Origin of the sequence: Paludibacterium paludis (genome assembly GCF_018802605.1) — a bacterium.
Classification (GTDB): domain Bacteria; phylum Pseudomonadota; class Gammaproteobacteria; order Burkholderiales; family Chromobacteriaceae; genus Paludibacterium; species Paludibacterium paludis.
This window is the reverse complement of sequence record NZ_CP069161.1, coordinates 1,900,793-1,927,212: the sequence shown is the minus strand read 5'-3', so window position 1 is coordinate 1,927,212 and position 26,420 is coordinate 1,900,793. Positions and strand designations below refer to the sequence as shown.

Sequence of the window (26,420 nt, the reverse complement as noted above, 5' to 3'; positions counted from 1 at the left end):
CTGTAAACCGTTTCTAGCTTCCCAGGTAGGCGTTGCGCACCCGTTCATCGCTGAGCAGGCTTGCCGCTTCGCCTTCCATGGTGATGCGACCGCTTTCCATCACGTAACCGCGCTGACTGATTTCGAGCGCCAGCTTGGCGTTCTGTTCGACAAGCAGCATGGTCACGCCTTCGGCGGCCACCATCTGGATGATTTCAAAGATTTTCTGGACGATGATCGGTGCGAGCCCCATCGACGGTTCGTCCAGCAAGAGCAGTTTGGGACGGGACAGCATCGCGCGGCCCATGGCCACCATCTGCTGCTCCCCGCCCGATAGTGTACCAGCCAATTGGCGCTGGCGCTCTTTCAACCGCGGAAACAGCTCGTAGACCCGTTCCATTTCCACCTGGATTTGCGCCTTGTCGTCGCGGATATAGGCGCCCATCAGGAGGTTCTCCTCGACGGTCAGCTTGCCGAAGATACCGCGCCCTTCCGGCACCATCACCAGTCCGTGGCGCACGAAATCGTAGGAAGCGATGCCCGCGGTGTCCTGACCGTCGAACGCGATCGAGCCGCCCGAGCGCTTGACCATGCCGACCAGCGTGCGCAGCGTGGTCGTCTTGCCCGCGCCGTTGGCGCCGATCAGGGTGACCAGCTCACCCTTGGCGATGGAAAAATCGATCCCCTTGACGGCCTGGATGCCACCGTAGGAAACCTGCAGGTTCTTGACATCAAGAAGGCTCATGCGTGCGCCGCTCCCAGATAGGCTTCAATGACTTTCGGATCCTTGCGCACCACGTCGGGCACACCCTCGGCGATTTTCTTGCCGTAGTCGAGCACGGCGATGCGGTCGCACAGGTCCATCATCAGTTTTACGTCGTGCTCAATGAGCAGCAGCGTCACCCCGCCGTCGCGGATCTTGGCCATCAGGGCCTTCAGATCGTCCGTTTCGCGCGGGTTCATGCCGGCCGCCGGCTCGTCGAGCGCGAGCAGCAGGGGTTCGGTGGCCAGGGCCCGCGCGATTTCCAGCCGGCGCTGATGGCCGTAGGACAGGTTGCGCGCGCGCTCTTCGGCCACGTCGGCGATGCCGACGTACTCGAGGAGTTCCCAGGCTTTCTCTCGGATCGCCGCCTCCTCGTCGCGGGTGCGGCGGTCGCGCAGCACGGCGCCCAGCGCGCCGGCATGGGAGCGGATGTGCCGACCCACCATGACGTTTTCCAGGGCGGACATTTCGGCGAACAGCCTGATGTTCTGGAAAGTCCGCGCGATACCGGTGCCGACCACCACATGCGGTTTGGCGCGGAACAGGTTGCGGCCATTGAAGGTGAAGCTGCCTTCATCGGGCTGATAAAGACCGGTGAGCACGTTGAACAGCGTGGTCTTGCCCGCGCCGTTCGGCCCGATCAGGCCGTAAATCTCGCCCTTGTTGATGGTCAGGCCCACGTTGTTGAGGGCATGAAGGCCACCGAAGCGCTTGTGGATGCCTTCGATCTGAAGCAATACGTCTGCCATCTGTCATGCCCCCTTCTGTGCGGCGTTTTCTTTGGCGTGGCGGAATTCGGCCTTGCGGCGCTTGGACGGCCACATCCCTTCCGGGCGAACCAGCATCATCACCACGAGGGCGAGACCGAACAGCAGCATGCGGGCGTTTTCCGGGTCGATCACCATGCGGCCGAGCGTGTTCATCTGCAAGGGACCGATGACGCTGCGCAGGACTTCCGGCGCGACGGTCAGCACCACGGCGCCGAGGATCACCCCGGGGATGTGGCCCATGCCGCCCAGCACGATCATCGCCAGGATCATGATCGACTCGAGCAGGCCGAACGATTCGGGCGAGACAAAACCCTGGAACGACGAGAACAGCCCGCCGGCCACGCCGCCCGACAAGGCGCCCAACCCAAAAGCCAGCAACTTGATGTTGCGGATGTTGATGCCCATGGCCGCCGCCGCGATATCGTCCTCGCGCAGCGCCACCCAGGCGCGGCCGATGCGCGAATGCTGCAGGCGCCAGGCCATGATCACCACGCCGACGGTCAGGAACAGGAACAGATAGTAATAAAGGTAGACGCTGCGGAACGTGAGGCCGGCGAACTCCAGGGTTTCCCCCATCGACAGGCCGCCGACCTTGATCGGATCGATCAGGTTGATCCCTTGCGGGCCGTTGGTGATGTTCACCGGCGAGTTGAGGTTGTTCATGAAGATCCGGATGATCTCGCCGAACCCCAGGGTCACGATGGCGAGGTAGTCACCCTTCAGACGCAATACCGGCGTCCCCAGCAGCACCCCGAAGAAGGCGGCACAGAGCGCCCCGAGCGGAATGGTCAGGTAAAACGGCAGATGAATGCCGAAGTGCGGGGAGCTGAGCAGCGCGTACATGTAGGCGCCCACCGCGTAGAAGGCGATGAAGCCCAGGTCGAGCAGACCGGCGAAGCCCACCACGATGTTCAGGCCGAGGGCCAGCATCACGTACAAGAGGGCGAAGTCGATGATGCGCACCCACGAATTGCCCAGGGCGTTGCCGACCAGGAACGGCAAGGTGGCAAGCACGATGGCGGCGACAAGAAAAATGCCGACCTTCTTATTGGTATCCAGTGCCATGGTCATGGTTTTTCTCCTTAATCAGGCACGGTCGGCCATTTTTTCGCCAAGCAGGCCGGACGGACGGAAAATCAGCACCAGGATCAGCACCATGAAGGCGAAGATGTCCTGGTAGTTGCTACCGAGAAAACCGCCGGTCAGCGAACCGATATAGCCCGCCCCCAGGCTCTCGATGATGCCGAGCAGGATGCCGCCCGCGACCGCGCCGCCCAGGTTGCCGATACCGCCGAGCACGGCGGCCGTGAAGGCTTTCAGGCCGATCATGAAGCCCATGTAGTAGTGGGCCTGGTCGTAGTTGGTGGCGACCATCACGCCGGCGATCGCGCCAAGGGCCGAACCGATCACGAACGTGGCGGAAATGATGGTATTGACGTTGACGCCCATCAGGCCGGCGACGGCCGGATTCTGGCTGGTCGCGCGCATCGCCCGGCCAAGCCGTGTGCGTTCCACGAGCAGCAACAGACCGGCCATGATCGCGAAGCACATGACGATGATGAAGATCTGCAAGGTGGTGATGCTGGCGCCGAAGAACGTCACGACGTTATGTTCAAGCACCGGCGGAAACGGAATGTAGTTGCGCCCCCAGACCAGGATGGCCAGCTGCTGCAGCACGATCGACAGGCCGATCGCGGTGATCAGCGGCGCGAGGCGCTGCGCCCCCCTGAGCGGCCGGTAAGCGACGCGCTCGATCAGGAAGCCGAGCAGCATGCACGCCGGGATGGCGATCATCACGCCGATCAGCAGCAGCGCGGGACCCGGCAGATTGACGCCCATGCCGGTCAGCGCCGAAATCACCGAGATGGTGACCATCGCCCCGACCATGACCACTTCGCCATGGGCGAAGTTGATCAGTCCCATGATCCCGTACACCATGGTGTAGCCCAATGCGATCAGCGCATAGATGCTGCCCAGCACGAGACCGTTCAGGATCTGTTGCAGAAAAGTGTCCAATGGAAAATCTCCTTGAGTTGATGCCGCCGCGGTCTTATCCCGCCGGCGTTACCGCCGGCAGGCTGCCGCCTGTTTTATTGCGAACTGTCTGGCCATTCGATTGGCTTCTGTCTGACAGTTCGCTCGGATTATGCTTGCGGCCCCATGGGCTGTCAATCTTAAGAAAATGTTAAACGGGACTGTTGTGCAAATATTTTTTAATGAATGTAAGTTTTTGAATTTTTTGTATTTTTTATGATTTGCAGCGAGAAATGAAAAGCACTGACATGAGCATTAGCACACGATGATTGATAATTTGCTGATTTTCTGTGACACCGCCAATTTCATGCGAACGGACAGAAATCACGCAAAACGAACCAGCTGTTTTCTAAAACGAAAAACAACGAATCCTCCGCCCCGCAATGATCGTTTGTATACGATCTACATTCTTCGCTTTGCGACACCTCCGCTCACCCCAATATATTCCTTTTAGATAATTTAGCGTAGCAAAGACAGATCCTCGCCCTGTGTCAGTGTGTCGCCACACTCGCTTGGCTAAATACCGATCAGTTCAGGTGAAAGAGTCCGGTAAGTTGCGCTGGGACGCTGAGGCGTAGTGGTCAGGGTTGAGACAGCCCGGCGCTGCCCCCCTCAATCGACAGCTTTTACTATGCAGTCGATGAATTCAGGGTAGACCGGATACGCTGGAGAGGTTGAACACCCGAGTTCGACGGTTCGCGGCGTAAGCGACTGTTTTATCTGAACCAAATTTTCAAACGTGCCCCTACAAGAGGGTCAGCTGCTCGTTTTTCGTCGGTTTTGCGATCCCCATGGCGGTTAGAATTCTGGCCTGCTCATCCGTAATGGAAGACAGTCCCTCAATGGTTTGGCTACTCGGCAGCGTCGCGCGATGATGTTGGATGCGTTTCAGCAATGACAGGGCGCGTTCCGGCGAGAGTCCGCTTTGACTGGCATGCAGCCGTTGCCGCATGACGCGGTACAGAATCAGCGCCAGGAAACAGATCTGCGCGTGCGCGCGGATGCGATCGGGTAGCCGGTGATAGACCGGACCAATCTCGATTTCCGACTTAAGAACACGGAAACCCCTCTCGATATCCGCCAGCGATTTATAGCGTTTGATGGCCTGCTCCGGCTTTAGCTCGGGGGTGTTGGTGGCCAGTAGCAATTTTCCGTCCATCAACCGAGCATGGGTGAGCGCCGACTCATCGATGCTGTAGCTGAATAGCTCGCTCTTGAGATCCACCTTGATGATGTGCGCCAGGTGCGCTTCTTTGACCTCATGATAGAAACGGGCACGGGCACCACCGTCAGAGAGCTTGCGTCCCCGACTGCGTTTCCCTGCGTCCTGTTCGTCCAACTTTCCGCTCCATTCGACAGCTTTTCGTTCCAGATCAGCAATCGTTCGGTCACGTTGTGCGCCTTTGTCTCTGGCGGTTTCCGGATTGTGCGCAACGATTAGGCGTAGCCCCTGCCATTGCACCTCCCCCGTGATTTCCACCATGGCGGGCTCGCAGCAGTCGGACTGGAATGGCGTCAGCAATTCCACGAAATCCGCGTAGCGTCGTCCCGGCACCGCCAAGATGAATTCCAGCGGCTGGCCGCTGGGCAAGGTAATCGACTGCAACTCGGTCAGGTTGTCGGTGGACAGCAAGCCCCGGTCCGCAATGGCAATGACTCGCTTGATCGGAAAGCGTTGCACGATTTTTTCAATGGTCGGCTTGAGGGTGGTGACTTCGGCGGTATTGCCGTCGAACACTTCGTGATAGAGCGGGATGCCGTCCGCGGTCTGCACCACTCCCAGCATGAATTGCCGCGCCACAATCCCTTCTTTGGCCATGCCGAATTGGCGAACGTCATCCGCGTGTTGCGACAGCCCTTCTGCCCGGATGGTGGTCATGTCGTAGAACACCACCGCCAGATCCTGATCCAGCAAGGGGCGCAGCAACCCGGATACGGCGTCGTCAACAGCCTCTCGGTGCTCGATCAGCGCGTCCATGGCTCGAAGGAGATGCTGATGGTCAATAGCCTCCAATGGAAGCTTGGGGAAGCTCACCCCCTCCAACCAGCGCAGCACGCCAAGTTTGGATTCCGGATCGCACAAGCGATTGAACACCATGATGCGCAGCAACGCCTCGATGTCGAGCTTGAAGCGGGTACGGCGAAATACCTGCCGTAAACGGTCAAATCCCAGTTCCTGCCACAGTTCGGTCAGTGCCCACAGATCCCCCACCGCACGCGCCGACTCGAACGACAGAGAAAGTGGCCCGTCTGAAACAGAGGGTTCGATACCCGACACCTTTTGCAATCCCTGGATGACGGTGTGAAGTTCGCCCTGCAGCTGGTCTAGTCGTCCCAACGTGGCGACGGTGCGCTTCTTTACACGGCCGTTCTCGTCGCGGAAGGACTCGACCAGTTGGATATACCGGCGACCGCCGGAGGTGGTGATTTTGACGAACATGCCTCCACTGTAGCAGGCGCACATGCGCTGTCAATGTTATTACATTTCGTTACCAACGTGCCACCACAATAAGTTTGGCAAAAACACCTCTGGAATCCGCATGTTTATTAGAGCGAAGGAGTCAAAAACAGCGATTTTGAGGGACAAACTGTCGAACTTCGGCGGTAGTATACCATTTGTACGGATTATTATTGCCGGCTTAATAACATCCAACAACCAAACAACCCCATTCGATGCCTTTACGCGCAAAGAAATTGGGAAAATGACAGAAAAGTGCGTCACTATAGCCTGCTTACCCGATTCGTCTTTGCGTACTCTTGTTTCAAAGCTTGGCTGCGAATTTAAATGAACTGATAAAAGCTGAGCACCTTGATCCTGAGCATAGAGTTCACCCTCTAAATCCAGAGTAATAAACTCCCGGCAATTCTCACCCTTCCTCAGCCACTCAATCATGTGAGCATTTTTATCTACCTGCTCAAAACCAAGCACTTCAACCTTATTAGGGATTTTTTTTGACTCAACAAACACGGCGCACCCCAAATTATTTACATAAATACAATTCAAACAATACGAGGAACGCCAGGAACCCTACTTTCATGACACTCTCCGCGAAGAATTAAATCGAATGCCAGCTCAATCTCATCGACTGTTCTAACAACATCATCCCGCCCATGCTTGATGTGCGGAATTTCTGCACGCAATATCTTTATCGCCGTATGTAACTCATAAAGAACAGTCCGAGGAAGAAGCTCACTTCCCTTTAGGGTTTTAGCCAATTCTTTAACTTGTTCAACAACCATCTGCACCGCCAACAAATCAATGCTTCGCTCTGCTTGAATAGAAAGAAGAAGCCTCCCAATCTGCCTCCTCAAACCCTCTTGATCAAATATCATATTGCTCATGGCATCCTTACTGGTCCAACAATTGCGTCACGCGGAATATGCTGAAATATGGTTACTTCCTGCGCCCATATTGAGCGATGATATGGAAGTCCTTCTACACCATTGACACGTGGTACATGCTGCCAAACCTCAACCTGCAATGCATCCAATTTATTAAGATCAATTGCAACAATTCCATTCCCTCCCTCATATCCCTTGGCCACATCTAAAACCCTAGTCGTAGAAATCCAAGGGCTATTGGCCACCGCACCACCAGCTCCAGGGCCTGCATTTGCAACATGTTATGAAGCAGTCCATATCCCATCAGGAGCTTTAGCAGTTAAACCTTCTCCAGCTTTAATTGCCGCCGCATCTGAAGGAGTCAGCGCACGATACACAATATTCGGATTCGGTGTGTTTGGAACTACAAACGGCATGTCATCACCAAGAATGACATGCCGTCAAATATCAATAGCCTCTATCCAACGTGGGCAAATTAAAAATATTCATCACGTTCTAATACGCAACCACCTTCAAGACACCGCCACTATCGCGAAGTTCCTCTAGGCACTCTCTGATCACTGAGAAAAGCGGCCTACCAGTTGATGTGACAAAGTAATTTGAAAGATCAGTAATATCATTACTAATAACATCACCCCATGGAGGTGTTTTTTTTCTATCTTCCAGATCCCATATAACATCCGTAACAGGCAACTCTGAAAACATCTTTCGAATGGCTTCCAGCTCGTCCAAAGCATCTGCCGCCCACTCCTGGCTCAGCTCCCCCTGATAGAGCTTATTCAATAAAACTGGAAACCGACTCCCCCATCCAGCCGACTCAAGATTTCCACTAATAGTAGAAAAGAAGGAATGAAAAAAATCATCACTCCCAATTTCATCGGTAATACTACCCAACTTAAGCCCAACAGTCATTTAATACCTCACTAGCGCAGAATATTAATATTTTCCCTAGAAATAGATCCGCCAGATTTTCTCTCGATACTCTCTAACATACGATTGAGTTCGCCACGAGAAATACTCTGTCCGCGCACATCAATAGTTAAGTTCTGAACTGTATTTTCTGGCAGATTAGAAAGTCGCTGCGCAGCCTGATTCACCACATTCCGAACAAGCCTTAAGCGACCCGCTTCTGTTTCTACGTCGTAATTCTTAACTTCTACACTCATGCCATCTCTGTAATACTCTGGCCTAACACTACCCTTGGTTCCATATGGCACTTCAAGGCCATTCTTGAATGACACTTGCGGGCGATATCCTTGATCCAGCAAGTCCAACCCTACATCCAATTCAGACTGGCGCCACGAAGGTCTTGCAATCTTAATAGATTCTGTGCTTGAAACATTGTACCTCACCCCATACGGGTTCCGCGCGTCAACCGACAAGCTGCGCTCGCCCACGCTCTCGAACGCCGTTCGCACCCTGGCGGCGCCGGCAACGCCTCCTTGCCGGAACGCCAGCCCGGTCATCGCGCCATCGGCGATACCGCCGAGCTCCGCGCCTCTGTCACCTTGCCCCCATATTTCGCCAATCAAATACCCGGCCGTGCCGAACGGTCCTCCGGCCATGGCGTCGAACGTTGCATTGCGTGCCTCGATTTTTTGCCGCTCGCGCTCGACAACCTGCAAATCGCGCATGACCGGCATGCGCCGCGCCCGGGCCAGTTGCGAGGATTGTCCATCGGCCAACACGGCCAGCTCGCTCACGGCGCGGAATCCCAGCGTCGACGACACCCGCAACTGACGCAATTCGGCCACGCCATCCGCCACGGAACGCTGCAGTTCTTCATTACCCGCGAGATCGGTGAAACGTTGCCTCTTGTCCAGTTCGCGCGCTTCGGCCAGCAATCGGACCTGCTCGTCCGGCGAAGCCCTCCGCAGGCGCTCCAGCAACCGGGTCACCTGGTCATGGCGCAGGTAGTTATTCTCGGTGGTGTTCCAACCGGCCGCGCCGCCCATCAAGGCATCACGTCCGGCCAGCTGCGCGGCGGCCGAGCCCGCCAATCGGCCCAGCTCCGGAGCCAGATACCGCCCGGTGGCGTCGTCCACGCGACCGGCCAGCCAGCCTCCCGCCAAGGCGCTCGCTCCAGCACCCAGCGCGCCGGCGGCGATATCCTGTTCCATCCACGCCGAGCCGACGGCTCCTACGCCCATATGAGCGAGCACTCGCGCATGCCCGCCCTCACCCCAGGCACTGTCCAGATTACCTTGTGCGGCATCGCTCAAGGCCATGCCGGAACCGTAGTCGCCCACCGCTTGCGCCCCGCTTTGCATGAAGGCATGCCCCCACGCCTGCTGGCCCCGCTCACCCGCCGCGAAGTCACCCAGCACGGCGGCGGTATAATTCCAAGGCATGCGCGCCAGCGTCGCGGACAATTCGCCGGACAGGCCGTTCGATTGCAGGGAGTCCTGCCAGCCACGGCTCAGCGATTTGCCCCACGCGGACTGACCCACCGCCTGACCCAGCACGCTGGCGGCGACGCCGGTCCAACTGAATGATGTTTGCCGCCCCGACAGCATCGCCACGCCTTGCGAGGCGGCATTCGCCGCCGCGGCCTGGGCATAGGGCGCCGCCGCACCGAACGTATTGGCAAAAGCCTGCGCCACCGGCCCGGCTTGCATCGCCGCGCCAAGCCCCACCGTCAGTCCCGCGCCCAGCGCGGCCTTCCCGACCTGGCTCCAGGAGAACCCTTCCTGCATGCCCATCGCCATCGCCACACCCTGGCTGGCGATCGACCCCACCGCGCCGCCGATCGCCGCGGCGGCCAGTCCGAATCCGCCCAGGCCGCCGGTCAGCGCGGCGGCACCGGTCGCCATGATGCCTCCCGTCGAAACGAGCGAAGGCGCGATCACCGAAATGGCGGCCCCAGCGGTGAATACGGCCGCCACTACCGCCACCACGGCGACAAAGATGCCGCCGATCCCGCCGCATCCCCCGCCCGACGAACGTGGCGGAGGCGGCGGATCCGGCAACGTCGGAGAGGTGTCCCCGATCGCTTCGCCCGGGTTGTAGACCCGGAACGTCGCGCTCGTGTTGTGCACGTTCGTCACCTTGTTCGGCACCTTCAGCATCTGACCCGCCACCAGCGTTTCGCCGCCACTCAGACCATTGGCGTCCGCCAGCAGGTACCACATCGCCTTGTCGCCCCACAGCGCCGCCGCGAGGCTTTGCAACGTATCGCCACTGCGCACCGTCACCATTCCCGGCACCTGCGCCGGATAGTTCGGGCCGATCGGTTCGTAGTTCTGGTCGAAGTCCGCCGAGTTGACCGGCGCGCCGTTGCGGTAATCATCCTTGCGGTTGCCCAACGGGCCTTGCGCCAGCGCCCTGGCGTAGTCGACGCGGCTCGGGCCATCGTTGCCCACCGACCCCACCTGGCGCCCGTCCAGATAGTAATATTCCTGGCGCTTGTAGGTCGTGCCCTTGTCGATTTCCTCGCGCTTGAGCACCAGCCCTTGCGCGTTGTTGGTGTAGCGCAGGCTGCGCTGGCCCACTTCGTCGCGCGCCTCCTTCAGGTGACCGTTCACGTCGTACACCAGATGCGAGGTGCCTTTTTGCCAGCCCGGCGCGTTCGGGTTATACGGTTGCGCGGTGATCGTCGCCTGTTTGGCTTCGTCCCACCATTCGTAGCCGTAGTAGCTGGTCGTCACGCTGTCGCCGCTGCGCTGCTCGCTCTTCTCCAGCGTGCCGTCGGCCATCAGCGTCTGGCGCGTGGTGGTGCCGTCGCTGATCTGGCTGAGCAGTTTGGCGTCGTTGTCGTACACCGAGTCGGTCCGGCTCTTCAGCCCGCCGTCGCTGTCCCAGCGGTAGCTGCGATAGCTCACGGCCCGGCCCAACCGGTCGTTGTCGCGTTCCGCCGCCAGCCGGCCATTGATCCAGGTCGTCGCCAGGAAGCCGTCGGCCGTGTAGGCGTAGGTTTCCACCGTGCCGTCCGCCGCGTTGACGGCCTGGCGGCGTTCGCCGGCGGCGTTGTACAGAATGTCCACGCCGTCGCCGCCCGCCGCGCCGCGGGTGATCCGCTCGTCGACCAGGCTGCCGCGCGTGACCACGAAGCGGTTCATCGCGTCGTAGCGGTACCAGTAGTCCTGGGTGCGGCGGTTGCCGTTGGTGCCGTCATGGTACTCGGCGTATACCCGGCGCCGATTGCCCACCGCGTCGTACTCGTAGCGGGTCAGGAACTTGGGATCCTGGATTTCGGTCACGCGGTTGAGCGCGTCATAGCGGATGTCCGCGTACTGGTAGAACTCGCGCGCGCCGCCGCTCAGCGTGGTGTAGCCTTCGAAGGTCTTGTTGCCGTCCCGGTCGTACTCGTACAGCGTGTAGCTGTTGGTCGCCTCGTCCGCCAGGCTCTTCTGGTAGCCGTTGCCGTAGTACTCGTAGCGCAGCGACTGCCCGGTACTGCCCTGCTGGCGCACGATCTGTCCGGCGTTGTTGTAGCGGTAGGTGAAGGTGTGGTTGCCGAGGTCGACGTGGCGCACTTTCAGGCCGAACAGGCTGACGTCGTCCACGCTCTGGCGACCGTTGGCATCGGTCGTGACGGTACGCCAGCCGCCCACGATGGCGCCGCCCGCGCCAAGGAGCATCGCATCCCAGTCGTAGCGGTAGCGGACCTGCCGCCCCGCCGCGCTCACCGTCGAGAGCACCCGTCCCAGGCTGTCGTAGGCCGTGCTGTCGCGCAGTTCGGTCTTGCCGTCCGCCGTGCTGCGGTGCGCGATGCGCTGGCCCGCTTCGTCGTAGTCGTAGGCGTCGTAGCCACGCGTGCCGTCGGCGCGCGCCGCCCGGTCGATCTGCGCCAGCTGGTTCAGCGCCGTATAGCGGTAATCGCTGCGCCGGCCGATTTCGTCGACGCGCTGGCGCAGGTTGCCGAAGCCGTCGTAACCGTGCGTCACCACACCGCCGTCGGCATGGCGCTCGCGCGCGACCCGCCCCTGGCCGTTCTGGCTGCCGGCCAGCCACTCCAGCCGGTTGAGCTGGCCGTTGGCGTCCAGCGTCGCCACCAGGTTGCCCGACGCATCATAGCGGTACTGGGTCAGCGGTGTCTGCGTCTCCGTCTTGCCGTTCTCCAGCGTCACCGACACCGCCGCGTTCTGCTTGACGAGGAGTTTGCCCGCCGTGCTGTAGACGAACTGCGTCACGTTGCCGCGGCCGTCCGTTTCGCTCGCCACCTCGCCAAAGGCGGTGTAGCTCTGCCGCCGCACGATGGTCGCCTCGCTGTTGGCCACCCCGGTGATCACCCATTTCAGGTCGCGGACCTGCGCGCCGTCGGCGCGCCGCATGTGTCCCTCCTGTTGCAGCACCACGCCATCGGCGCCGGTCAGAAGCGCTCCATCGGCGCCCTCCAACTGATAGCGGTAATCGTAATCGCCCGCCGCCAGGCCCGACGCCTCCAGCGCGAAGGTGCCTTGCGCGCTGCGCGGCAGGCGCACTTCCGTCCAGGCGCCCGCGCCCCCGGCCGGGCGATACGCCAGACGCAGCGCCTGCGCCTTGTCGTTGCCCGGCGCGAAGGTCACCTGCAGCGGCAGCGCCAGCCCGCGACTCGTTACCGACACCGGCTGCTCGCCGCCCAGGGTAAGTTGCCCCGCCGCCCGATTCACCATCGCGCCTTGCGCATCGAACAGGCGGTACTCGAACTCGTAGTCGCGAGGAGCGGCGAGCCCACGCGCCAACGCCGCGCTGTCCCAGTCGAATGTGCCGTCCGACGCCTTCACCAGCGCCGCCTCGGCGAACGGCGCGCCGCTGTCGGCCGGGCGATAGAGCATCACCCCGCGCACCGCGCTGAGCGGCTGGTTGCCCAGATGCACGATTTGCGGCTGGTCGCGCCACGCCACCGGCTGGCTCACCGACCCCGGCTCGCCCGGGCGGAAGCGGCCCAGCAAGGTGCCCAGCCCCTGCCCGGCGCCGTTGAGGGTTTCCAGCTGGTACTCGTAGGTCGTTCCGCCCGCCAGGCCGTAGGCCGCCGGCTGGAACTGGAACCACCCGGGAAGGCTGCCCTGGTACTGCGCCGGACCCAGTCCGTAGGCCGCGCTCCAGGCGCCGCCCGGCGTACGAAAGCGGATCCGCGCGCCCACCGCCGCCGCGCCGAGCCCGGTGAGATTCACCGTCCCGTCGCCGTACATCAGCGCCTTGTCCACCGCCGCGCCATTCTGGGCGATCGAGGCGCCGCCATCCGCCAGCGTCATCGCCCCCTGCTGGGCGTTCAGCACGTTTCCGGCGTCATCCAGCGCCAGGTAGCGGAACTCGAAGTTGCCGCGCCCCATGCCCGACCAGTCGACGGCGAACCAGCCCGGCATCGCCTGCCCGCCGACCACCATCCGTGGCACCCCGGTCACGTTCCAGCCGCCTCCACTGCCCTGCGGGCGTGTCAGCAACAACAGCCGGGTGGCGTTCTGGGGCTGCCCCTGAAAATACAACCCGTTCCACATGCCAACGGAGGACCAGGCGACACCATTTACGGGTATTGTCGGCCCATCTCCCCGGGAAGTGGACGATCCGGCCTCCATGAACTTGCCGCCCTTCAAGAATGAGCGAACTTGTCCGGACTGGCTGCTGCTCAATACGGGGTGCTGAGTGCCGTTGGGCAGTCCCTTGATCAGCGAATAGGAAACATCGAATACCGGAGCATATTCCCTTGGAATCTCCCAATGCTCTCCTGTTTTACGCCAATCGGGACCTTTCCCCCCCAAATACCCTTCATCCACCAGCGCAATACTGCGCATGGCTCCGCCGATAGGGATATCGACACTCATGACACTCGCGCCGGCCGCCGCGTGGAATGTCGCGGTGAATGTCTCTCTCTGGTTGTAGTAAGTGCGATGATAAATCGTGACGGTGGTTGTCAGTGTCAGACCACCGCCCCCCAGCACCACGACCGAAGGCGGAATCGGCACCTCGAGGTGCATGAGCGTTGCGTTAAGCGAGCGCGACACCGGCGGCGGCCAGTTCTCGTCGGGCATGCTCTCGTAGTCGACCTTGATTCCTGACAACCATGCCTGGCTCCGGCCGACGGTCACCGCGGTGGACCCCGTCGTTCCCCCCGCCAACGGATTGCTCCCCGTCCCGCCGGCCACGGAACCCACCGGCCCGGCCGTCACCACCCCGCCACGGCCATCCTGCGGCACCGCGCTCACCCATGACTGCGACTGCACCTGCGCCACATCCCGCGCGTTCGTCATTTTCGGCTGGTAGGTGCCCACGTGCCGGTTCGCCGCGTCGTACTCGCTCAGCGTCAGCCGCAGCTGCGCCGTTTCCACGTTGCCGTTCGGACTCCGCTTCGGATCGATCTGCGCCAGGATCTGGTCGATCGTCAGGCGACGCAGTTCGTCGCCGTCCTCTTTGCCCGATTCCACGGTCAGCGTCGCATTGCCGTTGGCGTCGTACAGAAAGACTTTCGTCACGCCGCCGACATTGCTGCGCTGTATCCGCCCCGCCGTGTCGTACTCGGCGAACTCCTGCCACACCCCTTCGCCACTCGGGCTGGTGCGCTTGCCCGCCACCTCGCCGTACACCGTGTAGCGCGTCTCGAAGCGCATCCCCGTCGCCTCGTCGCGCCGTTCCACCTGCCGGTTCGCTCCGTCGTAGCGATAGCTCGTGGTGTCCGTCACCCGGCTGCCATCCGCCTGCCGCCGCGCCCGCCGCGTCCGCGTCACGTTCCCCGCCGCGTCGTACTCGTACTCGGTCGTCGCCCCCGCGGCGTCCGTCTGGCTCGTCAGCCGCCCGCCCGCGCCGTAGCGGTTCACCGTGATCTGGTCGTCGCTCTCCCGGTTGTCGTCCTTGCCGCGCCGCACGCTGCGCACCACATTACCCACCCCGTCGTACTCGGTGTCGGTGGTCGGCCGCACCACCTGCCCTTCGAAGTCGGTGAATCCCGCCTCCTGGCGCCGCACTTCCCGCCCCAGCGCGTCGTACTGCCAGTCGCTCACGCCGCCCGCCCCGTCGATCTTGCGCACCACTTTGCCCAGACCGTTGTACTCGTAGCGCGTGGTCACGGTGGTGGTGGTCGTGGCGCCGCCGTCCGCCGTCGCCACCGCCACGTTCAGGCGCCGCTCGGCGCGCACCTGCCCGAGCGCGTCGTAGTCGAATTCGACGATGCGGTCGTCCGCCCCCGGCGCTAGGCGCGCGACGATCTCGGCTTCGCTCAGTCCGTCCGGATTGGGCAGCGCCGGGCGCGCCGCATAGCGAATTTCCTGCACGACCTTGCCGTTGCCGTCATAGCGCCAGCGGGTCGCGTAGCCCGCGGCATCCAGTTCCAGCGTCTTGCGCCCCGCGCGGTCGTAGTAACGGCGCACGCCGTTGCCGCGCGCGTCGGTCTCCTGAACCACATTGCCGTTGGCGTCGTAGCGCCGCACGGTCACCAGGTCCTGCTGCCCCAAGGCGTAGTTGCCGGTCTGCGCGTCGCGCTGCCCCACGGTCTGGCCCGGCACGAGGGTGCGTATGAGGCGGTTGTTGCCGTCGTACTCGTAGCGCGTCTCGCGCGCCGCCCCGTCCGCCGGTTCCGCCACGCCGCCGTCCGCCGCCAGCCCCACCGCTGTCGCGTAGCGCCGCTCGCACGTCACGTTCCCCGCGCCGTCGTACTCCCAGCGCGTCAGCGCCCCGTCGGCGCCGCGCTCCGCCACTTTGCGACCCAGGCTGTCGTACGCGGTGCGGGTGACGTTGCCGTTGGCGTCCACCCGCTCCACCCGGTTCCCCGCCGCGTCGTAGCGGTAGCTCTCGCTGGGGATCACCTGGCGCGGCCCGCCCTCGGCCACGCTGTAGGTCGTCACCGCGTCGCCGCGCTGGCTCACCAAGCGGTCCAGCGCGTCGTAGCCATAGCGCGTGGTGCGCTGCTCCGCCCGCCCCGCCGCCTCGATCTGCGCCGTGCGGTTGCCGCGCGCGTCGTATTCGAAGCGCTTCACCACCCCCAGCGGGTCGGTTTCCTCCACCACCCGTCCGGCCCGGTCGTGCTGGTAGCGGTACACTCCGCCCGTCTTGGTGGTGTAGCCGGTCTTGTTGCCGAACGCGTCGTAGGTCAGCCGCTCGGTGTAGCCTTCGGCGTCGGTGATCGCCGTCTGCCGCCCCAAGGCGTCGTGTTCGAGGCGCGTCACCGCGTCGCGCGCGTTCGGCGCCGGCGTTTCCCCGGACACGCTCGCCACCGCGTGGCGCGTGATGCGCACCGCCTGGCCGAACACGTCGTACTCGGTGCTGGTCGCCCAGCCCTCCGGGTCGAGGTGCCGCACCGCGCGGTTCGCCGCGTCGAAGACGAAGGTCCCCACCTGGCCGCGCGGGTCGGTCACCCGCACCGCGTTGCCGAACGCGTCGTACTCGCTACGCGTCACGCCACCCTCGGCGTCGGTCACCCGCGTCACCCGTCCGGCCGCGTCGTACTCGCGCTGCGTCAGGTGCCGGTTGGCGTCCCATTCGCGCACCCGGTTGCCCAGCGCGTCCAGTTCGTAGCGCGCCACCTCGATTTCCTGCCCGGCCGCGCCGCGCCGCACCCGCGTCACCCGCCCCGCGCCGTCGTACTCGCGCCGCGTCACGCTGCCGGCGCGCGTCTCCCTCACCACCCGCCCGGCCGCGTCGTAGTCGAAGGCGGTGACGCCGCCCAGCGCGTCGACCGCTTCGAGCGTGCGGCCCGCCGCGTCGTAGCGCCAGCGCCGCGTCACGCTCTCGCCGGCCACGCTCGCCGTCTGTCCGGCCGCCGGTTCCGCCGCGCGGCCGCCGTAGCGCGTCTCTTCCGTCACCCGCCCGGCCGCGTCGTGGCGCCACGCGGTCACATAGCCTTCCGCGTCGCCGTGCTGCACGCGCCGCCCCGCCGCGTCGTAGCGGCGCCATTCCACCCGGTCGCGCGCCGCGTCCGCCACCACCCGCGCCGGATCATTGCCGCTCAACGGCGTGGCGTAGCGCACCGTGCGCACCTCGCGGCCCGCCGCGTCGTAGTCGTGCCGCGTCACCGCGCCCACGGCGTCGATCTCGTACGCCGGCCGCCCCGCCGCGTCGTACACGGTGCGGCTGACCCGGTCCGCCGCGCTGTCCGGAACGGTCGGAACCACGCCGTCGGCCGCCGATGCCACCAAAGTGGCACGCCGTCGCGTTTCAATCACACGGCCGCTGGCATCGTAGCGGTATTCCGTCAGAGAACCGAGCGCATCCAGTCGTGCCGTGACGCGGCCGTCCCGGTCGTAGAATTGCCGGAAGCACCGGTCCGCCGCATCCGGCCGCAACGCCGCCAGCAGTGAGTTCCGTTCCGCTCCGGTCGACGGCAAAACAATTGCGATCGCATATTGAGTGGTTGCCAGCTCATGCCCCGCCGCATCGTAGCGACGTTCCATCACATGGCCGTCCGCGTCGATCGTGTGTGTCAAACGGTTCGCCGCGTCGTAGACATGGCGCGTCACCGCCCCGTCCGGCCCGGTCACCGCCACCACGTTGTCGTTGGCGTCGTAGGCGTAGCGCGTGGTCAGCGCCAGACCCGCCGGGTCCACCGTCTCCGCCACCCGCCGACCCAGTTCGTCGTACGCGTAGCGCACCGTCCCCGCCGCCGTCGTCACCGCAATGCGGTCGCCGCGCACGTTGTACTCGTAGCGCGTGCTCAGCGCCAACCCCGCCGGGTCGACCACCACCTCGCTCACCCGACCCTGCGCGTCGTAGCGCGTCACCGTCTCCACCCCCGCCGCGTCGGTCACGCTCGCCGTCCGGCCCTGCGCGTCGTAGCGGTAACGCGTGCTCAGCGCCAGACCCGCCGGGTCCACCGTGCGGCTCAGCACCCGACCCGCCGCGTCATACGCGTAGCGCGTCACCGTGCCTCCGGCGTCCACCGTCTCGAACACCTGACCCGCGCTGTCGTAGCGCGTGCGCGTCGCCCCCGCCGCCGTCTCCACCCCCACCTGACGTCCGTCCCGGTCGTAGCGGTACACCGTCTCCCGCCCCTCGCCGTCCACCACCCGCACCGTCTCGCCATGCGCGTTGCGCTCGGTGCGCGTCGCCACCCCCGACGCGGCGATCAGCGTCACGCTCCCCGTCGCGTCGTCGTACACCTGCCGCGTTTCCTGGCCCAGCGCGTCCACCACGCTCAGCACCCGACCGAACGCGTCGTAGCGCACCGCGCGCCGCCCCCCGGTCCCGTCTTCCGTCTGCACTTCCCGCCCCAGCCGGTCGTACGCGTGGCGCCGCACATTGCCCTGCGCGTCGCGCTCCTCCACCACCCGACCGAACACGTCCACCCGCCGCTCGGTCGCCGTGCGCGTCTGCCCGCTGATCTGGCGCTCCTGCGCCACCTGCCGGCCGGCCCGGTCATAACGGTAAAACTGCGCCAGCAGAAGAGGATCCGACAGCGAAGCCAGTTCGCCGAACGCGGTATAGGTAGACGAAACCTGGAGTTCCCCCCCTTCGACCCGCATGCGCAACCGGCCGGCGCGATCATACGCGTACTCGGTCACCCGGTCGGCCTCGCCGGTCGCCGGCAGGGCCGGCAGCGCCGATCCGGGCGCCAGGTTCGCCAGCGCCGCCGCGTCCAGGCGCGTCCCGTAGCGGGTCTCGCCCACCAGTTGCCCCAGCGCGTCGTAGCGGTACCCGGTCACCTCGCCCAGCCCGTTCACCGTCGCGCTGCGCCGGCCCGCCGCGTCGTAGACCGACAGGGTGCGCGCCACCGCGCCGTCCGCCCCCACCGGCTCCAGCGTCGCCACCCGGCGCCCCGCCGCGTCGTACTGGTGGCGCCGTCCCCAGCGCTGCCACACCGCCTCCACCTGCGCCGCCTCCGGCGTCGCGCCCAGCTCCGCCAGCGCCGCCGCCCCTTCGCCGCCCAGTTCCGCCTCCAGCCGTCCCAGCGCGTCGTAGCGCGCCAGCGTCACCCGGCTGTCGCCTCCCGCCACCCGCTCTTCCCGGATCCGGTTGCCGCGCCGGTCGTACACCGTGCGCACCACCAGCCCGTCCGGCTGGCGCTCGCGCTCGATCTCCCGGTTCAGCGCGTCGTAGCGGATCCGTTCGCCGCGGTCCGCCGCGCTCGCCACCGGACGGCACGCCTCCAGCGTCTCCCCCGCCCGCGCCGGCGTCGCGTAGCGCACCGTCTGCACCCGGTTGCCCGCCGCGTCGTAGCGCCACTCGCTCAGGTAGCCTTCCGCGTCCAGTTCCCCGACCACGCGCCCCTGGCCGTCGTGGAAGCGCCGCGTCACCTGGTCCGCCGCCGTGGCGGCCGGCCGCAGCGCCGCCAGACTGCCCGTCGCGCGCAACGCCGCCGCGCACGCCGTCGCGTAGCGCACCGTCGCCACCTGCCGTCCCGCCGCGTCGTAGCGGTACTCGGTCAGCCCGCCTTCCCCGTCCAGCACCCCGCTCAGCTGGCCGTCCCCATCGTAGAAGCGCCGCTCCACCCGGTCGTTGGCCTCCTCCGCCACCGGCTGCAGCCAGGAGCTCGCCATCAGATCGACCGGTGCCGTGCCGGATTGCATCAGCAGGTCGTACACTTGCTTGCCGACCCGCACCTGAGCTCCGCCGGCCAAGGCACGGGCATAGGCGCGCCGCGCCACCTCCCGGCCGGCCGCGTCATAGCGGTAATCGGTCACCTCCCAGCCCGTCCCTACGCTACGCACCCGCCGTCCCGCCGCGTCATAGAAGTCCAGCGCGACCAGGTCGGAGGCAACCTGACGCGCCGGCGCCAGCGCCGCCAGCGTCCAGCTCTCCGGCCGCCCGGTGAGCCGCGCCGCATCCACCGCCGTGGCGAACCGGTAGCTCACGATGCGCCGGTCCGACGCGTCGTACAGGTACGCCGTCAGCGATCCCGCCCCGTCCACCTCCCCGACCCGCCGTCCGCGCCCGTCGTACAGGTAGCGCCGCCACCGCCCGCTCGCGTCCACCTCCTCGTACACCCGATCCAGCGCATCGTAGCGATAGGTCGTCGTGCCCAACTCCACCCCCGCCGCCTGCCGCGCCTCCGCCACCACCCGACCGGCCGCGTCGTAGCTCGTCGTCGTGGTCAGGCCGTTGGCCAGCGTCACCTCCGTGCGCTGCGCCGCGTCCAGGTACACCGTCGTCGTCGCGTTCCCCAGCGCGTCACGCGCCAACACCACCCGGTGCAGCCCGTCGTACGCATAGCTCGCCGCGTTGCCCCGCCCGTCGATTTCCTGCACCCGCTGGCCCCAGGCGTCGTACACGTAGCGCACCGTCGTCTCGCTGCCGTCCGCCACGCCGTTGCCCGCGCCGTCCACCCGGCTGTAGCCGGTCACCCGGCACGCCAGACCGCGCGCGTCGTACGCCGTGTCGACCCGCTCGCCGACCGCCTGCCGCGCCGCCCACGCCGCCAGCGCCGCCTCGTCGCCGTCTCGTTCCGCCGCCGTCACCCCCCCCAGGTAGCGCAGCCGCGCCACCTCCCGGCCCTGGCCGTCGTAGCGCCACTCCGTCACCCGCCCGTCCGCCGACACGCCAAAGCGCACCCGTCCCGACTCCGCCGCGTCATACACATAGCGCGTCTGCGCCGCGTCGGCCGGCGCCGTGCCCGCCGCCGTCTCGCCCGCCGCCCCGGCGTACTGCGTTTCGCTCAGCAGATTGCCCGCCGGGTCGAAGCGCCGCCGCACCACCCGACCCGCCGCGTCCTGCTCGAACACCCGCTCGCCCCGCTCGCCGTACCCCCAGCGCGTCACGCCCCCTTGCGCGTCGGTCAGCGTCTCCGCCCGCCCCGCCGCGTCGTACGCCACCTCCGCCAGCCGCTGCCCGTCCGCGCCGCTCACCGTCCGCACCCGCCCGTCCGCGTCGCACACCAGCCGCGTCACCTGTCCCAGCGCGTCGGTGATCTGCGTCACGCGCTGCGCCGCGTCGTAACCGAAGCGCGTCACCCGCACGTCCGTCGCCCCGCGCACATCGCGCACCTCGGCCAGACGCCACGTCCCGTCCACTGACGCGTAGCCGAACTCCAGCCGGCTGCCGTCGCTCTGGCTCAGGCTCGCCAGCCGGTTCGACGTCCCGTCGTAGCCGTAGCGCGTCACGTACACCCGGCCATCCGCCACGCTGTCGTCGTCCGGCGTCAGATCGGTGGTCACCGACACCAGCCGGTCCAGCTCGTCATAGCCGTAGCGCGCCGCCGTCACCGTGCGCGCCACCCCGTTCTCCACCAGCGTGGTGCGCAGCCCGCTCACCCGCCAGCCCTTGCCCGGCGCGCTGTCGTACACCACGTCGATGCGCTCGCCCCCGGACCCGGCGATCCGCACCAGTTGCCCGTCCACCCCGTACGACAGCGCGGTCTCCGACCCGTCCGACCCCGTCACCGCCAACAGCCGCCCGCTCGCCGCCGCGTAGCGCTCGCTCTGCCCGCTGTCGCTGTCGCGCCACCGCCACTGCGTCCCGTCCGCCGACAGCGTCAGGCGGTCGTCCGCCCCGCCTTCGTCCGCGCCAAGATAGCCGCCGCTCGACGCGTCGTAGCGGTAGCGCACCTGCGCCCCGTCCTCCCCCTCCCGCCACACTTCGCTGCCCGGCGTGTTCGCCGCTCCCGTCAACCCGAACACCCGCCGCGCGAACCCCAACCGCCAGTTGCCTCCCGCCACCTCCCGACCCTGGCTGTTGTAGCTGCGCAGCACCCCCGCGCCGACCTTGCCGTTGGCGAGAAACTCGTCGCGGTGCTGCAGCACCAGGTTGCCGCTCGCCGCGTTCACCTGCACCCGCTCCCCGCCCCGACCCGTCACCCCCGCGCCCCACTGGCCCAGCCCGTTCACCAGCCCCTGCACGCCCCGATGCAGCCCCAAACCCGATCCCGTCACCACCGATACCATGGAATATCCCTGATCTGCCCAGCAGAAATCGTTTCTCTCAGGCAAGTTGTCCGGGAAAATCCAATGGTTTAGCGAACAACAACTTTTATTTCTACCACTTTGAACCACCGCGAGAAACTCGTCGCGGTGCTGCAGCACCAGGTTGCCGCTCGCCGCGTTCACCTGCACCCGCTCCCCGCCCCGACCCGTCACCCCCGCGCCCCACTGGCCCAGCCCGTTCACCAGCCCCTGCACGCCCCGATGCAGCCCCAAACCCGATCCCGTCACCACCGATACCATGGAATATCCCCTGATCTGCCCAGCAGAAATCGTTTCTCTCAGGCAAGTTGTCCCGGGAAAATCCAAATTGTTTAGTCGAAAACAATATTTATTTTAAATTTGCAATCTTTATTGTTAGCAAATCGACCCCGTGTCATCATGTTGAATACCAACGACTCACTGCGACATGCTCATGGACCTCTCGATACTCGACGCCGATGAAATTTTTCAATTGGCTTTGAACCTGGTGAGCGACAATCAGCACGCCGAGGCGATTGCGCTGCTCAAGGATGGAGCGACCCGGTATCGCTCAGATGCCCGCCTGCACTATCTGCTGGGCGCCGAATACGCGCAGATCGGGTTATACGACCGGGCCGCCGAGTCGCTGGAAACCGCAGCGGCCCTGGATCCTTCACTGCATATGGCGGTTTTTCAGTTGGGTCTGCTGCGACTCACGCAAGGGCAACCCGATAAAGCGATCAGCGCCTGGAAAGGTCTGGACGGCCTGGAGGATACGTCGGCGCTGCCGCACTTCCGCAAAGGACTCGAACACCTGATCGCGGATGAATTCGATGCCTGCCGCGACAGTCTGAAAAAAGGCATGGAAATCAACACGGCGTTGCCCGCGCTGAACCATGACATGCAGCAGATCCTCGATCGCGTCGACGCGGCATCCGCCCCGCAACCGGCGGCCGCCGAAGAGGCACAGCCAGCGCCGGCCACCGGCTCGCTGTTCATGCGCGGCTATGCCGGACACGACGACTCGACCCGGCATTGATCGCGGTAAAACACCATGGATCCGATCGACAAGACGGGCGCGTTGCGTCGCATTCTCAGATTCACCGCGCAAAATCCGTCTTCGGCCGCGTCTCGGGCGCGCAATCCGCACAACTCGGCCGACCGTAGCGCGTCTTTTGAACAGCGCATCGCGCTGGGCCTCGCGAATATCGACCCGACTGCGCCCGATGCCCGCGACAAAGCGTTCAAAGTGTTCGTGCAGGCGATTCTCGCCGATCAGTTCGGCGCCGAGGCCGGCCAGGACCCGGGATTTGCCGGACTGGTCGCGGACGTCGCCGACGCTATCCGGTTTTCTTCGCGGTACGACAGTCTGGCCGCATTCATCGATCAACAATTAGCCCTGCATCATCCGCAATCACCATGACGAACGATACTTCCCGACGCCTGGATCAATGGCTCGCCTATTTGAAAGCCGACCCCGACAATCCTTCCCTGCTACTGGCGGTGGCCGATGCGGCGTATCAGGAAAGGGAATTCGCCCTGGCTCACGGCACGGCATCCCGGCTTCTCGAGCGGGAACCCGGGCACCTCGAAGCGACATCCCTGCTTGGCTTGTGCGAATTGAGCCTTGGCCATGCCGGTGCCGCCGCGGACCATTTTGCGCGGTTGGTGAGTGACGGGCATCGCGCCGCGCCCTTGCTGTACAACCTTGCCTACGCCCTGATGCTCGACGGGCGCGACGGAGAGGCCGAACCCTGGGCCAGGGAAGCCACTGACTGCGAGGAGATCCGGGAGATGGCCGCGCCACTGTACGCGACCCTGCTTCACAGGCAAGGCCGCGTCCCCGAGGCCATCGCCTTCGCCGAAGAGACCTTGCGGCAGCACCCCGCCCTGGCGGAGCGCTTCGGCCAATTGGCCACCCTTTATCTGGATGACAGCCGGTGGGACGATGCGGAACGCCAGGCGAGGTCGGTGCTCGGAATGGCACCCCGCGACCCCGACGCGAATACAGTCATGGGGATGATTGCGTTATCACGGCAGGATACCGAAACGGCACACCGCTATTTCGGCGTAGCGATGGACAACAAACCCGGCAGCGGAAGGGCCGCGATCGGCCAGGGGCTTGGCCGCATGCTGGACGGCGACCTGCACGGCGCGGAAGAACGCCTCGCCTTCGCGGCGCAGCGACTGCCCGGGCACATCGGTACCTGGCACGCGCTGGCGTGGTGCCAGTTTCTGGACAACCGGATCGCCGATGCCAAGGCGACCTTCGCCCATGCACTGGAGCTGGACAGGAATTTCGCCGACAGCCACGGCGCACTCGCCGTCATCGCCATCGCCGAAGGCCGAATGGAAGAAGCCCGGCAGGCATGCAGACGGGCACTGGGACTGGATTCGGGGAGTTTTTCCGGGGTATTCGCGCAAAGCCTGCTGCTACAAGCGGCCGGCAAGGAACAGGAAGCCGCCGGACTCATCGCCCGGTTGAGCGGAACCGCCATTCTGCCCGACGGATCGACGCTGCAACAGGCCGTGGCCCGGGCCCTGATCGCCAGACAGTCCTGAGTCAGCGCCCCGTGGCGGACGGCATCTCCGTGCGCAGGCTCTGCAGCGCCTCCTTGTGCAATTGCGACACCCGCCCCCTGCTCAGACCGAGCAACATGGCGATCTCGGAAAACTGCATCCCGTTGAAGTAATGCAGCTTCAGCAAGGTTTTCTGCTTGTCCGGCAAGCCCTCCACCCGCCGATGCAAATGCTCCGCCGCCTGTTTCAAGCTGAAGGAGTCATACGCGGAGGGGAGCGCCGAGGCCCCTTCCGCCGCCTCGGCATACATGCCCGTATCATCCAGCATGAAGCCGATCGCCAGGTTCACCGACAGGGAATACAGTTGCTCAAAGGGCGAGCCGCTGCCTTCATCGAGTGATTGTGCCCGGTCTTTCAACCGCTGCCGACGCGCCGATAGCTGTGTCCCCACCTCGCTGTTTCTCGTCCACCCGTCCAGGATCTCGCCGCGAATGCGGTGCGTGGCGTAGGAGACAAAGTTGGCACCACCCTCCGGATCGAAACGATCCAGCGCCTCCAGAAGGCCGACCATTCCAAACTGATAGAGATCCTCGAATTCGATCGAATCGTCAAAGCGCTTCGCAAAAGCCGATGCGGCCAGGCGCTTCACCAAGGGGCGGTAATGCATCGCCAGAGAGGCGCGCAGTTCCGGCTTTCCCGTTGCGCGAAACGCCATCCATGTCGACGCCACCTCCTCCGCCTGCAAACACTCTTCGGGCCGGACCGGCATGCCACGACCTCACACGCCATCCGACAGGATGGCTCGCGCCACCAGCGTCCAGCCATCCATCAGAATAAACATCAGGATCTTGATTGGCAGGGCGATGCTGACCGGTGGCACCATCATCATGCCCATGGACATCAGAACGCTGGACACGATCAAGTCCACCAGCAAAAACGGTAAAAAAATCACGAAACCGATCTGGAACGCCCGCCGCAGCTCGCCCAGCAGAAAGGCTGGTACCACATGGGCCAGACCGATGGAGGCGGCGTCATCCGGCAGTGGTTTGCCGCTCAACTCCAGAACAAAAACCATATCGGTTTCGTTCACCCTCGACAGCATGTACTCCTTCATGATGTCCCCTCCCCGCGCGAGCGCTTTCGGGGTGGCGAGACGCTGCTGCGTCACCGGGGTGATGACCTCTTGATCGAGCTTGTCGAAGGTAGGCGACATCGACAGCAAGGTCAGGAATGCCGCGAGCACCACCAGCACCGAGTTCGGCGGGGTATCTTGCATACCAATAGCATGACGGAGCAGTGACAGCACGACAATGGTACGAGTAAAGGATGTCATGGCCACCAGCATCCCGGGGATAACGGCAATCAGTGTCAAGCCCAGTACGATGCTGACAGCCTGGTTCATGCTGGATGACGATATGGTCAACTGGGTGGCGTGGGGAGCCAGACCGGTCTTCGCCACGGCGATACCGGGCAGCAGCGGCAATACGGCGATCAATCGTTTCATTATGTTCGGGCCATGCCACGGTATGCGGCACAATAGTCAGTCACGGCGTCAATGGCGTACCGCCATCCTGTGTGGTTTGTGGATCCGTATGCGCGCCCGAATCCAGTACGGTCACCCCCTTGTCGCTTTCCAGCAGCACGTACTCGCGTCCGCGGTGATTGAGCACATAGGCGACGGTTTTCGGGGAAAGCCGGGTTCGCTGGCGCACCTGCAGCACATCGGGCGCCACCTCTCTTTGGGCGGACAATCTGCGACGCCAGCCATAAACCCCGGCCGCGGCAAGAAGCAGCGAACCGGCCACGCCGTAAGAACCGGTCAGGTTCCGCAAATTCGACGAACTGTCTTCGCGACGCAGACGCAGCCCCGGGGCGGAAGCGTCGCTCGCCTCGCCGGCGGCCAGAGCGGGAGTGATCAACGTCAGCCCCAGACACGCCGCGCCGATGCCGAGCCATGCGCCAACGCGTCTCATGGCGTCAACTCGGCCACATCGTCGATGCGCACCCCCAGATAGTCGCCGGTCACGACCAGACGGCCCCGGGCGACCACAACCCCGTTAAGCCGCAAATCGACCGGATCGCCCGGCATCCGGTCAAGGGTCAGCACTTCTCCCGCCTTCAGTTCGCCAAGGCGGGAAAGACTGACTTCGCACTCGCCAAGCGACGTCTCCAGGGTCACTTTGACATCCTTCAGTAACCGCAGCTTGCCTTCCAGCAGACCGGCTCCGGAGCCGGAGACGCCGGGCTGCAACTCACCGGCGACAAAACGATGCACTTCCTGATTCATGTTGC

At 64.3% G+C, this 26,420-nt stretch carries 16 protein-coding genes; 3 read left to right on the top strand and 13 right to left on the bottom strand.

Translation table 11 applies throughout. From position 1 onward, the window contains the following. Positions 1-13: 13 nt before the first annotated feature. From JNO50_RS08670 to JNO50_RS08630, 9 genes are all read right to left on the bottom strand, one after another. A complete protein-coding gene (locus tag JNO50_RS08670) occupies positions 14-724 on the bottom strand; it encodes an ABC transporter ATP-binding protein (protein WP_189535012.1) in 711 nt (236 codons plus the stop codon). Beyond that, on the bottom strand, positions 721-1,491 hold the full coding sequence (locus JNO50_RS08665) for an ABC transporter ATP-binding protein (RefSeq protein ID WP_189535014.1): 771 nt from the start codon (positions 1,489-1,491) through the stop codon (positions 721-723). Before JNO50_RS08665 ends, JNO50_RS08670 begins: the two co-directional genes overlap by 4 nt. Before the next feature lie 3 nt (positions 1,492-1,494). After that, positions 1,495-2,583: an ABC transporter permease subunit gene (locus tag JNO50_RS08660; RefSeq protein ID WP_189535016.1), complete on the bottom strand. Its 1,089-nt coding sequence runs from the start codon at positions 2,581-2,583 to the stop codon at positions 1,495-1,497. A 15-nt stretch (positions 2,584-2,598) separates the two neighbouring features. After that, entirely contained in the window at positions 2,599-3,528 is a 930-nt protein-coding gene (locus tag JNO50_RS08655; RefSeq protein WP_189535018.1) for a branched-chain amino acid ABC transporter permease, read from the bottom strand. Positions 3,529-4,291: 763 nt separating this feature from the next. Then, positions 4,292-5,986: an IS1634 family transposase gene (locus tag JNO50_RS08650; protein ID WP_189535020.1), complete on the bottom strand. Its 1,695-nt coding sequence runs from the start codon at positions 5,984-5,986 to the stop codon at positions 4,292-4,294. 39 nt (positions 5,987-6,025) lie between these two features. Then, on the bottom strand, positions 6,026-6,514 hold the full coding sequence (locus JNO50_RS08645) for a hypothetical protein (RefSeq protein WP_189535022.1): 489 nt from the start codon (positions 6,512-6,514) through the stop codon (positions 6,026-6,028). 32 nt (positions 6,515-6,546) lie between these two features. Beyond that, positions 6,547-6,888, bottom strand: coding sequence for a hypothetical protein (locus JNO50_RS08640; RefSeq protein ID WP_189535024.1), 342 nt, complete (start codon positions 6,886-6,888; stop codon positions 6,547-6,549). Between the two features lie 495 nt (positions 6,889-7,383). Continuing rightward, entirely contained in the window at positions 7,384-7,800 is a 417-nt protein-coding gene (locus JNO50_RS08635) for an immunity 70 family protein (RefSeq protein WP_189535026.1), read from the bottom strand. 11 nt (positions 7,801-7,811) lie between these two features. Then, positions 7,812-21,890 carry a LysM peptidoglycan-binding domain-containing protein gene (locus JNO50_RS08630; protein ID WP_215796539.1) on the bottom strand — a complete coding sequence of 4,693 codons (14,079 nt, stop codon included), beginning with the start codon at positions 21,888-21,890 and terminating at the stop codon, positions 7,812-7,814. A gap of 172 nt (positions 21,891-22,062) precedes the next feature. On the opposite strand from JNO50_RS08630, the gene JNO50_RS08625 reads away from it, so the two are divergent. Genes JNO50_RS08625 through JNO50_RS08615 form a run of 3 tightly spaced genes read left to right on the top strand, consistent with a single transcriptional unit; the run spans position 22,063 to position 24,170 of the window. Further along, positions 22,063-22,647: a tetratricopeptide repeat protein gene (locus JNO50_RS08625; RefSeq protein ID WP_215796538.1), complete on the top strand. Its 585-nt coding sequence runs from the start codon at positions 22,063-22,065 to the stop codon at positions 22,645-22,647. A 15-nt stretch (positions 22,648-22,662) separates the two neighbouring features. Beyond that, positions 22,663-23,031 carry a hypothetical protein gene (locus tag JNO50_RS08620; RefSeq protein ID WP_189536782.1) on the top strand — a complete coding sequence of 123 codons (369 nt, stop codon included), beginning with the start codon at positions 22,663-22,665 and terminating at the stop codon, positions 23,029-23,031. Next, on the top strand, positions 23,028-24,170 hold the full coding sequence (locus JNO50_RS08615) for a tetratricopeptide repeat protein (protein WP_189536780.1): 1,143 nt from the start codon (positions 23,028-23,030) through the stop codon (positions 24,168-24,170). The genes JNO50_RS08620 and JNO50_RS08615 overlap by 4 nt, the downstream gene beginning before the upstream one ends. Before the next feature lies 1 nt (position 24,171). On the opposite strand, the gene JNO50_RS08610 is transcribed toward JNO50_RS08615, so the two are convergent. Genes JNO50_RS08610 through JNO50_RS08595 form a run of 4 tightly spaced genes read right to left on the bottom strand, consistent with a single transcriptional unit; the run spans position 24,172 to position 26,415 of the window. Further along, the gene (locus JNO50_RS08610) at positions 24,172-24,897 is read right to left on the bottom strand and encodes a sigma-70 family RNA polymerase sigma factor (RefSeq protein WP_189536778.1); all 726 of its coding nucleotides are present in this window, start codon (positions 24,895-24,897) and stop codon (positions 24,172-24,174) included. Between the two features lie 9 nt (positions 24,898-24,906). After that, positions 24,907-25,632, bottom strand: coding sequence for a flagellar type III secretion system pore protein FliP (gene fliP / locus JNO50_RS08605; RefSeq protein ID WP_215796537.1), 726 nt, complete (start codon positions 25,630-25,632; stop codon positions 24,907-24,909). A gap of 40 nt (positions 25,633-25,672) precedes the next feature. Beyond that, on the bottom strand, positions 25,673-26,101 hold the full coding sequence (locus tag JNO50_RS08600; protein WP_189536776.1) for a hypothetical protein: 429 nt from the start codon (positions 26,099-26,101) through the stop codon (positions 25,673-25,675). Then, complete coding sequence (locus JNO50_RS08595; RefSeq protein WP_189536774.1) at positions 26,098-26,415, bottom strand: FliM/FliN family flagellar motor switch protein; 318 nt, start codon at positions 26,413-26,415, stop codon at positions 26,098-26,100. Before JNO50_RS08595 ends, JNO50_RS08600 begins: the two co-directional genes overlap by 4 nt. Positions 26,416-26,420 lie beyond the last annotated feature (5 nt).